11 protein-coding genes and 1 other RNA gene are annotated in these 15,397 nt (G+C 38.5%); 10 read left to right on the top strand and 2 right to left on the bottom strand.

Features of this window, described 5'->3' with window-relative positions; genetic code table 11:
* Positions 1–246: 246 nt before the first annotated feature.
* Both ACIROD_RS00320 and ACIROD_RS00315 read left to right on the top strand, forming a co-directional pair.
* Positions 247–594 carry a PadR family transcriptional regulator gene (locus ACIROD_RS00320; protein ID WP_034306796.1) on the top strand — a complete coding sequence of 116 codons (348 nt, stop codon included), beginning with the start codon at positions 247–249 and terminating at the stop codon, positions 592–594.
* On the top strand, positions 581–1,573 hold the full coding sequence (locus ACIROD_RS00315) for an HAAS signaling domain-containing protein (protein WP_402937071.1): 993 nt from the start codon (positions 581–583) through the stop codon (positions 1,571–1,573). Before ACIROD_RS00320 ends, ACIROD_RS00315 begins: the two co-directional genes overlap by 14 nt.
* A gap of 153 nt (positions 1,574–1,726) precedes the next feature.
* Here ACIROD_RS00315 and ACIROD_RS00310 read toward each other — a convergent pair whose 3' ends face one another.
* Positions 1,727–2,257 (bottom strand): IseA DL-endopeptidase inhibitor family protein, encoded by a 531-nt coding sequence (locus tag ACIROD_RS00310; RefSeq protein WP_230175935.1) that lies wholly within the window; start codon positions 2,255–2,257, stop codon positions 1,727–1,729.
* Positions 2,258–2,922: 665 nt separating this feature from the next.
* Here ACIROD_RS00310 and ACIROD_RS00305 point away from each other — a divergent pair.
* From ACIROD_RS00305 to ssrS, 5 genes are all read left to right on the top strand, one after another.
* Entirely contained in the window at positions 2,923–3,315 is a 393-nt protein-coding gene (locus ACIROD_RS00305) for a sporulation protein (RefSeq protein WP_402937068.1), read from the top strand.
* Positions 3,316–3,337: 22 nt separating this feature from the next.
* Positions 3,338–4,219: a mechanosensitive ion channel family protein gene (locus ACIROD_RS00300; protein ID WP_402937066.1), complete on the top strand. Its 882-nt coding sequence runs from the start codon at positions 3,338–3,340 to the stop codon at positions 4,217–4,219.
* 649 nt (positions 4,220–4,868) lie between these two features.
* Positions 4,869–6,122 (top strand): MFS transporter, encoded by a 1,254-nt coding sequence (locus tag ACIROD_RS00295; protein WP_402937064.1) that lies wholly within the window; start codon positions 4,869–4,871, stop codon positions 6,120–6,122.
* Positions 6,123–6,334: 212 nt separating this feature from the next.
* Positions 6,335–7,816, top strand: a complete 1,482-nt coding sequence (locus tag ACIROD_RS00290; protein ID WP_402937062.1) for a UDP-N-acetylmuramoyl-L-alanyl-D-glutamate--2,6-diaminopimelate ligase — start codon at positions 6,335–6,337, stop codon at positions 7,814–7,816.
* 123 nt (positions 7,817–7,939) lie between these two features.
* Positions 7,940–8,126, top strand: a non-coding RNA gene (gene ssrS, locus ACIROD_RS00285) — 6S RNA.
* A gap of 139 nt (positions 8,127–8,265) precedes the next feature.
* On the opposite strand, the gene ACIROD_RS00280 is transcribed toward ssrS, so the two are convergent.
* The gene (locus ACIROD_RS00280) at positions 8,266–8,808 is read right to left on the bottom strand and encodes a ribonuclease H-like YkuK family protein (RefSeq protein WP_230175939.1); all 543 of its coding nucleotides are present in this window, start codon (positions 8,806–8,808) and stop codon (positions 8,266–8,268) included.
* A gap of 692 nt (positions 8,809–9,500) precedes the next feature.
* Between ACIROD_RS00280 and ACIROD_RS00275 the strand changes: the two genes are divergently transcribed.
* From ACIROD_RS00275 to nasC, 3 genes are all read left to right on the top strand, one after another.
* Positions 9,501–10,706, top strand: coding sequence for a nitrate/nitrite transporter (locus ACIROD_RS00275; RefSeq protein ID WP_101222197.1), 1,206 nt, complete (start codon positions 9,501–9,503; stop codon positions 10,704–10,706).
* Positions 10,707–10,760: 54 nt separating this feature from the next.
* Positions 10,761–13,082: a nitrite reductase large subunit NirB gene (nirB, locus tag ACIROD_RS00270; protein ID WP_402937060.1), complete on the top strand. Its 2,322-nt coding sequence runs from the start codon at positions 10,761–10,763 to the stop codon at positions 13,080–13,082.
* 87 nt (positions 13,083–13,169) lie between these two features.
* The gene (gene nasC, locus ACIROD_RS00265; RefSeq protein ID WP_402937058.1) at positions 13,170–15,320 is read left to right on the top strand and encodes an assimilatory nitrate reductase catalytic subunit NasC; all 2,151 of its coding nucleotides are present in this window, start codon (positions 13,170–13,172) and stop codon (positions 15,318–15,320) included.
* Positions 15,321–15,397: the final 77 nt, after the last annotated feature.

The following is a 15,397-nucleotide window of genomic DNA, read 5'->3' as shown; positions in this document are numbered from 1 at the left end:
AACAAAGGGACTAATTTATTGAAAACAGCCCAGGGTTCTTACACTGTATCCAATTTATCACATGATATTAAGGGTCATTCTTGTGTGATATTTATAATGAAAAAGGAGAGGCGTGAAACGCTTCTCTTTTTTATGCTTTAAATTAAATATATTTTAATTTTTATGGTGTTGTAAGAACTAAAATAGTGTATGATGCATAGTATAAGGTATGGTGTACGTCACATAGTATAGGGAAGAGGTGATTGGATGAGCACTTTACTGAATTCATTAACCACTGAGCTGCGCAGAGGCACTTTGACGTTAGCTGTTCTGAGTCAGCTCAAAACCCCTCAGTATGGGTACTCGCTTGTCCAGCGTTTAGAGAAGTCGGGAATTACCATTGATCAAAGTACTTTATATCCTTTACTTCGACGCCTGGAAAAACAAGAATTGGTGACCAGCAGCTGGGATACTTCTGAAAGTAGACCGCGCAAGTACTATTCTTTAAGTGATTATGGGGGAGAAATCTTCACTCAGTTAAAGGAAGAATGGGAAAAAACTTCTCAAGAGCTTTATATATTATTAAAAGGAGAGGGAGAAGATGGAGCTGATTGAACTTTATATTCAGGAAGTGACCCGCAGGCTGCCTGAAAAAAACCGGGAGGATATTGGGCTTGAGCTTCAATCTACAATCGCAGATATGCTTCCGGAGGATCACACGGAGCAAGACGTGAAAGCGGTTCTATTAAAATTAGGAGATCCGGTTACACTGGCAAGTGGTTATCGCGATCGGCCGATGCATCTGATTGGACCGCGTTATTATGATTTTTATATCAGTCTGTTGAAAATGATTTTACCAATTGCTGCAGTCATTTCACTTTTTGGATTAGTAGGGGATAATCCGTTTCGGGTAATGGGTGATAATACGGTTATGGATGCGGTTTTCACCATAATCGGGAAAGCGATATCAGGTATCATCAGTACAGGTATCCAAGTGTTTTTCTGGCTGACGCTCTCATTTGTCATTTTAGAACGCATGGATACTTCAAAAGATCAGTCCCCTTTAACCAAAGACTTGAAACCATGGATACCGGAAAACCTAAAAGATATTCCGAACATTTCAAAGCAAAAAGCGATTTCCATGATCGAAATATTTGCAAGTTTGTTAGGTCTTTCTGTATTCGCGGCCCTTTATTTCAATGCAGCAAACCTGTTAGGCGTCTATGAAAAAAGAAATGACAGTCTCATTTTCGTAACACCTTCTTTTAATCAAGAGGTATTGAATACCTATTGGCTGCCGGTATCTTGCGTCGTTATCATTGGGGTTCTCTTGGCGATTTATAAATTATTTTTAAGACAATGGACCCTGAAATTAGCTTTATTCCATGCTATATACCAGCTGTTGTCCACTCTGACCTTCATCATCATCATTAGTAATCCTAATTTATTGAACCCCGAATTCATTGCATACCAAAAAACACTATTCTCAATCGATGATTGGAAAACCTCGATTTACTGGGGTCTCATACTCATCACAATCTTTTTTGCCGCCTATGATTCCTATCAAGGCTTTCGAAAGGCAAAAATCCGTTAAGGCACAGCAACCTAGCTGTGTTTTTTTGTTTTTAAAGTTCCATGATGTGAAAAGATTTCTCAAGATAAAAGGGAAAACAGAAAAACGCCTCATATGAAATATAGTTTTTAACCAACTATACAGCATATGAGGCGTTACATTTAAACCAACTTTTTATTGAACTGCATCGAACTGATTGACTTTCCAAGTGGATCCGGATTTATAAAAGGTAACCGTTCTTTTTACTGACTCACCGTCGACTGTAGGTACAGTTAAGTTGTAGGACCTAACGTTCAGTTTTTGATAAACCAATTTAATTTTTGCTTTTCTCCACTCCAACATGCTGAAGCCGTCTCCGATTGGACGGGCTAATTTCCCTTTATGGGTAATGTAATTATATTTGGTCAGACCCTTTTCAACTGCATTGTTAGTAAATGTCTCTGCTAAGTAGGTAGTCAATTTATCTTTTGTATTAAACTCTTGGCAAAGGTATGAATACTCTGTCCCTTTATAATTGAAAGTTTTTTGTGAACATGAACGGGTTTTATATCCATGTAAAGCATTCCAAAAATGTTTGCTGGCATTATCGGCTATCTTTAATGCATTTGCATCAGACAAATTCTGTGATGTCGTTTTTGCGGTAACCTGACCACTTAGAGTGAAAAATAAAATAATGGATAATAGCATACCTAAAAATTTTTTCATAATTAATCTCCCCAATCCCTAATAGGATACTTATGTAACGAAAGTTTAATAAATATTACAATTGTTACATTTATATTACAACATGATTGGCGCAAGTAAAAGAGAAATCTTGTTAATTTTTAAATATAATTTTAGTTTTCCATTAAATATACATAGTTTGTTCATTTTATTCTTTTTGAAAGCGGCGTTTTAAATAGAAGGTCACTGCTGTTACATACTTCATATTCCACGAACTGGCCTATTTAAAACCCAGAAGTTCATTCTTTTTCAATAACGGGACAAGTTGATTCATTATATTTTCATTAATATCAAGATATGTACAAATAATTCGAATTTCCCGGGAAGCGCCTAAAAAAAATAAAATATAAAGGTTTGACAAACTTTCTAATCCTACCGTATTATAAATTATATACTTGAATACATTCTCCAAAGGGGAGTAGCTTTTACAACAACGTCGTCATTACGGGGCTCTTTGCTCTCGGTGTTGTTGGCAGCATATTGTTGTTAGCCAGACCTTACCTATTGGTAAAGGTCTATTTTCTTTTAGTAAACCTTTACCAAAATGGTAAAGGTTTTTTTGTAGTCCAGATCAGGCTGTCCTTACGGAAATGTATAAACATGAGGGTTTAGTAGAAAAACAAATAAATATAAATGGAGTGTATTAGTTGATACTGAGAAAATCTTTGTTACTTTTAGGGATAGGTTCTGCACAAATAGATTTAATCCTTCCGAAAAATACGTATAAATCTGGTGAATGCATAAATGGATATTTCTTGATTAAGGGTGGTACCCTTGCGCAAAGAATAAGGAGGATCGAATGTGATTTGATCATGGATACTCATTCTACAGGATTGGAAGAGATCCTTAAAACGAGCACCATTTTGTCTTCAAGGGAGATAAATTCAGGGGAAAGCAATGAAATTCCTTTTAACTTTTGTCTTCCTATATTGAAGGAGCCATATAAACGAGGGGTTTCCTACCGTCTTAAATCAAGACTTATCCTTGATAAAGGGATAATAGGCAAGGATGATGACTGGATTTTAATTGATTCTGAATAAAAGTGAAATTGGAGTTGGGAACATGAATGTCTTGAAATTTACAGAGCGGGCTATGGATTATTTGCAAGAATTTTTGTTATTGAGGCTTTTTATATTGGCTTTACTTTTATTGGCCGTTTATTATATTTTGAATAAAATGGTTGAATGGTTCTTTAAAAGATCTAATTTTTTTGTGGAAGAAGTGGAAAGAACGATACAGGGAGTTACCCGGTCTGCTCTTAGATACGGCATAGCAGGACTTTTCCTCATTTATCTGATTGGACAGTTTATAGACATAAAGGGAATCATGGCTGGAGCTGGAATTGTAGGGGTCGTTATCGGATTTGCGGCTCAGCAAATGCTTAAGGATATCTTATTGGGATTTGTAAGGCTTTCAGATAATGAATTCCGGGTGGGGAATTTCGTTACATTCAATGGGACAAGTTCAGGGACAATTGAAGAAATAGGTATCCGGTTCATGCAGATCAGGGAATGGTCAGGAAAATTGCTGACAATCCCTCACAGTGAAATCAGGACAATTCAAAATTTTAATAAAGGGAGAATGCGAATCATTGAGCGTATCACTGTAAGCTACCAAGAAAGTCCAGAAAAGGTAAAACGGCTGTTGGAGGATATATGCCTTATCTGTAATGAGAAGTATGGTGAAACCCTTCTAAGGCTAGAGGATGGTACACCTGAAGAGGATTTTAGATACATCGGCATTACGGATTTAAATCCGAATCTTAAATATGTTGGATATGAACTATGCATTGTGGGACTTGTGAAACCTGATGATTACTTTGAAACATCAAGGAGGGTGAGGTTTGAAATGATGACTGCTCTTCATGAGCATAAAATTCTAATGCCATCTTCCCATTTACTTGTACAGGGAAGTCCTAAACAAGAACGTATACTGGAGAACTAAAAGAAGAAACACAATTGCCTGAGGTATTCCGGGAATTATCATGAACTAATGATGGTGAGTGTAAGAAAGGACCGAAATTAGTGACAGTACCCGGGAACTTAAGGATATTAAACGCCTTCTTATAAAGAAAGTATTCGAACGTTGATTGGACCGTATAGCAATCGCTTTCCGCGGGCGGTCCGCCCTTTGCGCCTGTGAGGTCTCCTTTGCACCGCTTTCCCCACAGGAGTCTCGAACTCCCGATCAATAAACTGGAACGTTTTTAAATAAAAAATCTGAAGGCAATCTTGCTTTTTTCGAGTTGTCTCCGATCTGTGGCTTTCTTTTAAAGGGAGCCTTTTTTTATGCGGGGAATTGCACAAACTTTTCTGAAAAAAATTTTATTTATAAATTTCACCTTGATTTATCAGATTAAATAGATTATTATCGAATTAGCATAAAATGGAAGGGTGACCTTTAAACAATGATCATTTAATCCTATTCTTTAAGAGAAAAAATGCGTGCTAAATACGAACTTTTTTTCTGGATAGGATTAGTCTGTACTAAAATACAAACAAAGATCATTGTGTTCCGTCCATTAGGGATCTTTTAGTTTGTTAATTTTGTATTGTACTGCCTCTTGTCCAGAAATCTCACAGGAGGTTTTTATATGGAAAAAAACACATCCGTAACATTAAGTAATAAGGAACCTAACATTTTTAAAAATCGTGTATTCCGGGCCATTATCTTTTCTGGCCTGTTTTTACAAATAGGGATATGGGTACGGAATTTTGCAGTTTTGTTATTCGTCATGGAAAAGACAAACGGGGATGCTTTTGCCATTTCCATGATATCAGTAGCGGAATTTGCTCCCATCTTTATTTTTTCATTCATTGGAGGGACGTTTGCGGACCGCTGGAGTCCGAAAAAAACGATGGTTTGGTGTGATATATTAAGTGCAATATCTGTATTTGCTGTGCTAATCTCGCTTATCTTTGGCAGTTGGAAAATGGTATTCTTCGCAACTTTGATTTCGGCGATACTTTCTCAATTTTCTCAGCCATCAGGCATGAAGCTATTTAAGATGCATTTGCCTGAAAGTCAAATTCAGACAGGGATGTCCGTTTATCAGACCGTCTTCGCAGTATTTATGGTTTTAGGTCCGATTCTCGGTACATTTGCCTTCCAATCATTCGGGATAAACATCTCGATTGCGATTACTGGCCTGGCGTTTTTACTTTCAGCAGGAGCACTCGCCTTTCTTCCAAAAGATCGTAAACTGAATGAAGAGACAGCAAAAACAACGTTATGGCAAGAAATGAAAAGCGGAGTGAGCTATGTGTTGCGAAAAAAAGAACTAAGTTTGCTTGGATTATGTTTTCTGGCAGCCGGGCTTGGACTGGGCTTCATTCAGCCACTTTCTATATTTCTCGTTACCGAACAACTGGAACTTCCTAAGGAAAATTTGCAATGGTTATTTATGGTGAATGGGTTTGGTATGATTTTAGGCGGAGCTGGGGTGATGATTTTTGCCAAAAAAGTGGCACCTCAGAGATTATTAGCATTCGGAATGCTTGTGAATGCCATTGGATTAGCGGTAATGGGACTTTCGACAAATCTTTGGATTACACTTACTGCCGAGTTCTTTAATGGACTAATGCTGCCTTGTATCCAAATCGGTATCAATACATTGATATTGCAGAGGACCGAAGGCGAGTTCATCGGAAGGGTCAATGGAATTTTAAGCCCATTATTCACTGGATCGATGGTTTTGACCATGAGTGCGGCAGGCGTGCTGAAAGAGCAATTTTCACTCGTCGCCATATTTGAAACCGCCTCTTTCTTTTTTATTATAGGAATGTTTTTCATTTTGCCATTGTACAATCAAAAGGCCGAATCCAAACCACTGGAAATCCAATCGTAAGTATCCTACGGTGTGCCCACACCTCTATACAGTAATAGCCAAGAAAAGCAGCCTTATCGGCTGCTTTTCTTTTTACTGTTCAACTAACAAATTCTGGTTTAACAATTATTTTTAGAGTACTGGTAAATACTAAAAATGGCATGTTGGAACCTATGCATTTCATTTTCAAAAAAAGTTAGGTGAATAGCTTAAATGAAAAAGGAGAAAAGTTAATGATCCTTAAAGACATATTGAAAGATGCGATCAACTGGGATTTGCCAAAGGACGTTGAACATATATCCATCGCAGGTGTAACCGATAACTCTAAAGAAATAAAAAAGGGATACCTTTTTGTTGCCGTAACCGGATATAAGTCAGATGGCCATAATTACATTAAAGATGCAATTCGTTTAGGGGCATCAGCTGTGATTGGCGATCGCGATATTAAGGGTTTGGAAATTCCTTATTTACGAGTGGAGAACAGCCGTAAAGCATTAGGGCTAATCGCCAAAAGGTTTTATGGAGATCCAAGCAAGCAAAAAATAATGATAGGAATTACAGGTACCAACGGAAAAACCACAACGAGTTATATGCTTCAGCAAATATTGAAAGAAAATGGGGTAACCTGTTCCGTCATTGGTACGATACAGCATATTATCAATGGAAACAAAGTCGATTCCCATAATACGACTCCAGGTAGCATGGAGTTGAATTCCTTACTGGCTGCAAGTAGGGACATGGTTGTCATAATGGAAGTGTCTTCACATGGATTAGCTCAATACCGTTTAGAAGGAATTGAATTTGATTTCTGTGTCTTCACGAATTTGTATCATGACCATCTCGACTTCCACGGTACGATGGAGGATTATTTCCTGGCAAAATTACTTCTATTTGAAAAATTGAAACCTAATGGTCTTGCGATCATCAATGGGGATGATTTCTGGGGAGAAAGACTACAAGAATACTTACGGAAAAAGAACGTCAGTGCCTTTGTCTTTGGAAAATCCAATCGCTTCGATTTAACCATCACCAATTATAATACTGCAACAAATCCCTTTATTTTATTGAATGAGAATCATGACTTTGTGAAAATTGAGTTACCTTTACCTGGACTTCATAATTTATATAACGCGACTGCCGCCTATTCCGTAGCGAAGATGTTTCCAATTTCAAAAGAAGAAATTCTCACTTCATTGAAACAATTTTCCGGTGTGCCTGGAAGGTTTGAAATGTATAAGAAAGAATATGGACCGACAATCGTCATCGATTATGCACATACTGCAGATGCCATACATCACATGCTTCAAACTGCCAAAGAATGCGGGGCCAAAAAAATTTATCATATCTTTGGTTTCCGAGGTGGACGAGATACAACCAAAAGGGCTGAAATGGTTAAAGTATCATCGGAACATAGTGATGTTTCCATTTTGACGATGGATGATCTGAATTCGGAGGGAATGGAGGGGATGGAATCGTCACTAAATAAACTGAAAAGCGATTACTCTGCTGGAAATGGGAAGGTTATTCCTGATAGAACACTTGCTATACAGGAGGCGATACAAGCTGGAAAGGAAGGGGATTGGATTATAATTACAGGTAAAGGAATTGAGAGGTATGAACAAAATTTTGGACTGCCTACTATTTCTGACAAAGAAACGGTATTATATCTGCAAAATAAAGACGAAGGGGATTTTATCGGTTATTTTGATCAATAGTTTGATTGTAACGAATGCTATTATAAAGGGCTAATACGACGTCCATTCCCTTAGTCAGCCATAGGTTATTAATATGGTGATAATTAACATTGTAACATATGAGGAATTCAAGTATTATAACAATACAAGCTGCACTGTTCGTAATGATAATAAAGTTTTAACCTTTAAGCTGTAATAGGGAGTTTTATATTGAAACAGGAATGTTATGCCTCGTCACTGACTTCGACAACAGGATTATTTCTGCAAACACCCACTTTGAGGAGTGGTGGTTTAAAACTTTCTTACTGAATACGGCAATGGCGGCTTATATCTTTAAATGTTGAAGCCGGTCTCGGTCTGAGGCCGGTTTTTTGCTGTTTCCGTACAATAAGAATTGTCTTGATTTATTTTCACAGCCCTTTACAAATTCAGTGTAGGTTGATTTGGAATATTACATTTTCTAAAGACATTTACTCTTGTTTTGTATATCGGTTGGCATAACTTGAAGCGACGAAAGCATTGGGTTTGATTTTCGGTTCCACGCCCATGGATTCCATCCTGGCTACCATTTCTTTTACAAACTCACTGGTTTTGTTCCGCTTTCCAATCCCGATATCAATATGCCCCTCCATCGTGAACGTTGCCCCTTGGTATACAGCAGGCAGGACAATATCGATTAATTGGTTTTTTCTTTCTTCTGTAAACAGTGACACGATCTCCTCCGTTAACGACAATTCTTGGGAAATACGTTCATGTAAATGCAGCATCCTTCTAGGAATCATCACTTTTCTTATACAACCCCATACACCTTTTCCGACCTGCCGTATTACGATGCCCGTAATGAAAACAGTATGTTTTTTATGTACTTGCGAATCTGTACCGACCATTAATCGATAGTTACCGGAAGGGTTCAATTTCATGAACTCAACAATATGAACGAATACCTCTTCAAATGACATGTCTTTTTTCTGAAGATTTTGAAATGGGATGTTATGAAATGGATATTGCTTCATATTATTGCACCCAACCTTTCCCCGGATATAATCAGATTATTAAATCTCATGCCGCTCATAATACATCATATGAAAAAGTTCCTTATTTCGTGCTGTGTGAAGAACCCGCCTTCTAATGAAGATTCAATCATCATTTAAAGCTAATCTCGCTGAATAGATATCACCTCTAGTTTTATTTCTTCTATTTTAAACAAAAAGACTGTAGGCAAAAGGAGTTCTATCATAATAGTTATAACAAAGTTGATTGGAGCGTGTGTTCGAGACCCCTGCGGGAAAAGTGTGTGCCTGGAGTGGAAATTAACGGACAAATATTAAAACTGTAAACAAACTCAATTAAATAGTCGTGTTGATCTACAGTCTGGAAGAGAAGCTTAAGCATTAGGCTTCTCTTTTTTTGTATGGAGATAATTGAAAAGTTATTGGAGGTACCTTTGGTATATCTCCTGCCATAACTGAAAAGTTAAACAAGCTTGGGACTACACCTCACCTAAGTAAACCACATTATCATTCGATTTATATAGGAAAAACGAAATGAAATTATTAAATTTTAACCAATAACGACTTCAAAGTATTCACATTTTATAACTCATAAAAAAAGTGTGTAATGTTTTCTGACATAAACAAAGAAATCTTGCTTTTATAAGAGTAAAATAAACGAATATTCAATTAATAAAGTATTGGAGAGATGAAAAGTGAAAATATCTGAATTGAAAAAAAGCGGTCATGCTCCGTCATTATTAGCTTCATTCCTTTATTTTGATATCAGTTTTATGATTTGGGTATTATTAGGTGCACTTGGTGTCTATATTACAAGGGATTTCGGGCTTTCCCCAGCTGAAAAAGGCTTGATTGTGGCTATTCCGATTTTGGGAGGCTCGTTTTTTCGAATCGTCCTAGGTTTTTTGACTGATCGCATCGGCCCGCGGAAAACAGCGATCGGCGGGATGCTTGTTACGATGATTCCGCTTTTTTGGGGTTGGTTATTCGGAGAAAGTTTAGCCGAGCTTTATATAATTGGGATTTTGCTCGGAGTGGCAGGTGCAAGTTTTGCTGCAGCACTTCCAATGGCCAGCCGCTGGTACCCTCCGCATTTGCAGGGTCTAGCGATGGGCATTGCGGGAGCCGGTAACAGCGGAACTCTTTTTGCGACATTGTTTGGACCGCGTATTGCAGAGTCTCTTGGCTGGCATAATGTTATGGGATTAGCTTTGATTCCTTTAACCATCGTGTTTGTCATTTATATTTTAATCGCAAAAGACGCACCATCTCAACCGCCTGCAAAACCGCTCAAGGAATATTTCAATGTATTTAAAATAAGGGATACCTGGTATTTCTGTATTCTTTACAGTGTGACTTTTGGGGGCTTTGTCGGGTTTACCAGCTTTTTAAGCATCTTTTTTGTTGATGAGTATGGGCTAACACGAATTAGGGCTGGGGAATTTGTTACATTATGTGTCATCGCCGGAAGCTTCTTTCGTCCCGTCGGAGGATATATTGCCGATAAAATAGGTGGAGTTAAGCTGCTTATGTTTTTATTTATTGGACTCACATTATGTATGTTTGGGATTAGTTTTCTTTATTCCCTTACTGTCGTTACGATTCTGTTGTTCATCGGAATGCTATTTCTCGGTATGGGCAACGGGGCTGTCTTTCAGTTAGTTCCACAGCGGTTTTCTAAAGAAATTGGTTTTATCACAGGAATTGTAGGAGCTGCCGGAGGTGTTGGCGGATTCTTGGTTCCAAACATACTAGGAACGTTAAAACAGATTACTGGCACATATGCTACAGGATTTTTAGTATTTTCCGCAGTTGGAATCGCGGCGTTGCTTATCCTGGGTCTAGCTCAGCTTTCATGGAAAAAAACGTGGGTACTCGGAAAGAATTCAGTTAAGATTTAGAATTTTGTTTACAAATTATATCGGCTTGTTTCAGTACTTAATTGGGGGGATAAAATGTTTAAACAAAAACTGGTCCTTATAGGCAACGGAATGGCGGGATTACGCTGTGTTGAATCAATTATCAGGAATGATCCGGCTGCTTTTGAGATTACTGTTTTCGGCAGTGAACCACACGTCAACTATAACCGAATCTTATTGTCGACTGTGCTCCAAGGCAACACTTCTTTTGAAGATATTACGATAAATGATCGAAACTGGTATACGAAGAACAATATCCAATTGTTCACAGGGGAAACGGTTGTAAAAATTGATAAAGAGACTCGGAAGTTAAAAACGGACAAAGCACGGGAAGTTTACTACGATAAGCTGATAATTGCCACAGGTTCTGTCCCGTTTATTCTTCCTGTTACCGGTGTTGATAAAGAAGGCGTCATAGCATTTCGGACGATTGAAGATTGCCAAAAGATGATTGAAACTTCACGCAAATATAAAAAAGCTGTCGTTATCGGAGGTGGTTTATTAGGTTTAGAAGCAGCGAGAGGGCTGTTAAACCTTGGTATGGAAGTGCATGTCGTTCATATTGCTGACCATTTAATGGAAAGGCAGCTTGATTCAAAGGCATCACTTTTGCTGCAAAAAGAGTTGGAAAACCAGGGAATGAATTTTCTTTTGAAAAAGGAAACACAGGAGTTAATCGGCAACGAACGTGTAGAGCGCGTCCGTTTTAAAGACGGAACGGAGCTGGAAGCAGATTTGGTCGTTATGGCTGTGGGAGTCAGACCGAATATTCAGTTGGCCAAAGAAAGCGGAATTGATACAAATCGTGCCATTATTGTAAACGATTATTTAGAAACCAGCATCCCAAATATTTATGCGGTTGGTGAATGTGCTGAACATCAAGGCATTGTTTATGGACTGGTGAAACCTCTATATGAACAGGGTGAAGTGCTGGCAAAGCATATTTGTGAGATGAAATGCAACGGATACCAAGGCTCGGTCCTGTCAACCCAGTTGAAAATATCAGGAGTTGAGTTATTCTCTGTTGGAGATTTCCTTGGTGATGTAACAACGAAATCAATCACAACTATTGATGAATTAGATGGTGTTTATAAAAAGGTGGTTTTTCAAGGGAAAAAAATAATAGGTGCTGTGCTGTATGGAGATACAAACATCAGCTCGCGATTACTCGATATGATTTTAAAGCGCCAATTAGTATCATCAGAGGAAAAGCGTGCACTGTTCCAATCACCAAGTACGGGTGAGGGAATAATCGCTTCGATGGCAAACTATGAAATCATGTGCAATTGTAATGCTGTTTCAAAAGGTGCAATCATTGAAGCGGTTCAAAAAAAGGGATTAACAACAGTGGAACAAGTTAAACAATGCACAAAGGCTACCGGTTCTTGCGGTGGATGTAAGCCGGCAGTCACCGAGCTTTTGACCTATATTCAAAGTAATCTCTCTACTCAGGATGAGAAACAAACTGCGTTTTGCTCATGTACTACATTAACGGAAGATGAAGTCGTGTATAAAATGCAGCTCCAAGACTTAAAAACTGTCGAAGAAGCAATGGATGTTCTTCAATGGGGAAATGACGGAGGCTGTTCAACTTGCCGGCCGGCCCTTAGCTATTATTTAGGGATGATTCACCCAGAATACGAGATCAGGCAGCAAACCCTATTCATAAATGAAAAAAAGAATGCAACAGTTCAAAGTGATAATCGATACTCTATCATCCCGCAAATGTACGGCGGGATGACGAATGCGAAAGACTTGCGAAAAATTGCAAATGTTGCAGATAAATATGATATATCTCATGTGGCGGTAACAAGTGAACAAAGGATTCATTTAATGGGTGTGAAAAAAGAAGACCTTCCAGGTGTGTGGGCTGATTTAGACATGCCGTTAAGTTCGAAATATGGTAACACCGTTCAAAACGTCAAAACATGTATCGGTGAGAATGTTTGCTCTTGTGAAAAACAGCAATCCCTTTTACTTGCTGTAGATTTGGAAAAAAGATTGGAGCATGTATCAACACCTTATCGTATTAAGATGGGCATATCTGCTTGTATGCATAACGGTGCAGGATCAACAACGAAAGATATAGGTGTCATGGGCGTTGACAGGGGCTGGGAAATATATGTGGGCGGAAGCAGCGGACGTAATATTCGTGCCGGTGAACTGTTATGTATAGCCGGGACAAATGATGAAGCAATTGAAATCATCATCGGCTTTATTCAATATTATCGTGAAACAGCCAATTACTTAGAACGGACTTGGCAATGGATTGAACGAGTGGGTTTAATTCATGTTAGAGAAGTTTTGTTTGATAATGAACTTAGCCAGCAACTATCTCAACGATTGGAAATGGCGTAGATGAGTGAATGAACTAAGTGGAAATACCTTTAGATAAACGGATAATGTTTGTATCAGAAGAAATCAAAGAGTAGAGGGTGAGCAGCCTTGACTGAATTATTATTAAAATATTTCCGCACGAAGCAACAAGAGGTCCAATCAGAAAAACGATATGAAACACAATGTCCATTTTGCAGTATGCAATGTAAGATGCAGCTGTTGGAACAAACAATAGTGACAAGAAAAAAGTATATGACGATTGGAAAAGATAATCCAACCTCAGAGGGGCGCTTATGCATTAAAGGAATGAATGCACACCAACATGCATTGCATAACGACCGAATCAAATACCCATTACTTAAAAAAAATGGTGAATTTATTCGAATATCTTGGGAGGAGGCATTAAATCACATTAAGGAGAATTTCACAAGAATTCAAGCGGAAGATGGTGTAAATGCCTTATCTGTATATGGGAGTGCATCCATTTCAAATGAAGAAGCATATTTGCTTGGAAAATTTGCAAGAGTAGCTTTAAAAACAAAGTATATAGATTATAATGGCCGATTGTGCATGTCCGCAGCTGCTTCGGCAGCAAGCCAAACGTTTGGTATGGACAGGGGCCTAACCAACAGCTTATCAGAGGTTCCGTTCACAAAGTGCATTATCTTGGCGGGCACGAATATTGCGGAATGCCAGCCGACAATCATGCCATACTTCGAAAAAGCGAAACAAAATGGGGCATATATCATTGCTGTAGATCCAAGAGAAACAGCAACAACGAAAATGGCCGACTTACATCTAAAAGTAAAACCAGGGATGGATGCCGCCTTGGCAAACGGATTATTGAAAGTGATCATTGAAGAAGGTTTTACTGATGAAGCATTTATCCGGGACCGTGCAAATGGCTACAACGAAGTTAAAGAGTATGTTACATCTTTAAAGTTGGAGGAAATTGCAGAAATGACAGGGGTGCCTAGCGACCAAATTCAAAAAGCGGCTACAATGTTCGGTAAAGAAGAATCAGGAATGATTTTTACAGCAAGGGGAGTTGAACAGCAAACAGATGGTTCGGCCGCCGTTCGTAATTTTCTTAATATTCTTATTGCTACAGGGAAAATAGGAAAAATGAATTCGGGTTATGGAGCTATCACTGGACAGGGAAATGGGCAGGGAGCAAGAGAACATGGCCAAAAGGCTGACCAGCTGCCGGGGTATCGTATGATTGAAAATGAGGAACATAGATTACATATTGCAAGAATATGGGGAATTGATGAAGCCGATTTGCCGCGTAAAGGCGTATCGGCATACGAATTGATAGAGAAGATAAATGAAGGTGAAATTACAGGTATGTTTTTAATGTGTTCCAATCCAATTGTTTCAAATCCCAATGCTAACTTTGTCAAAAAGGCTTTGAAAAAATTAAAGTTTCTTGTCGCAGTAGACATGTTCGTTTCTGAAACTGCTAGATTGGCAGATTTAATTTTACCTACTTCGTCTTATTTAGAGGATGAAGGAACGATGACAAATTTAGAAGGACGGGTGACCTTGCGGGAAGCCAGTTTTTCCTCCCCTGGGGAAGTGAAGCATGATTGGCAAATCATTTGTGATATAGCAAAAGCTCTTGGAAAAGAGGAGTATTTCCCCTTTCAATCTGCGAAAGAGATTTTCGAAGAATTGAGAGTGGCAAGCCGCGGGGGGACCGCTGATTATTATGGTATAACATATGATCGATTAAGAAAAGAAGGAGGCATATTGTGGCCATGCCCAACCATTGACCATAAAGGGACAAAAAGGTTATTCGAAAAGTCCTTTGCCCATCCGGATGGAAAAGCGGCCATGGTTGTGGTTAATAATGTGCCTCTTGTTCCAAAAGAACAGCCATGTACGGATTTTCCCCTTTATTTAACAACAGGGAGAATCATGTCACATTATTTAACAGGAGTACAAACGAGAAAAAGCTCATCATTAGCCGCAAGAAATTTCGAATCATATATGGAAATCCATCCGGAAACAGCAAAGAAATATCATATTCCAGACAATACATTGGTGAAAATCGAATCAAGGCGGGGAAGTATTGTTGTAAGAAGCAAATGGTCAGCAACCATTCGCCATGATACAATTTTCGTTCCTTTTCATTGGGCAGACTCACAAAATGTCAATCGCCTCGTTTCACAGGATTTAGACCCGACATGCAAAATGCCTGGCTTTAAAGTCAATGCTGTAAAAGTACATCCAATAGTTGAGTTAACGTCTCATTAAGGGAGGTTTTCTTCCCGTTCATCATAATGTATTTTTGGTTTTATCATAATTGAACAGCAGAGCCTAATTACACAGGG

The sequence above is a fragment of the Peribacillus sp. NPDC101481 genome (assembly GCF_044767165.1).
Classification (GTDB): domain Bacteria; phylum Bacillota; class Bacilli; order Bacillales; family DSM-1321; genus Peribacillus.
The sequence above is the reverse complement of the archived record's forward strand: the minus strand, read 5'-3'. Positions and strand labels throughout refer to the sequence as shown.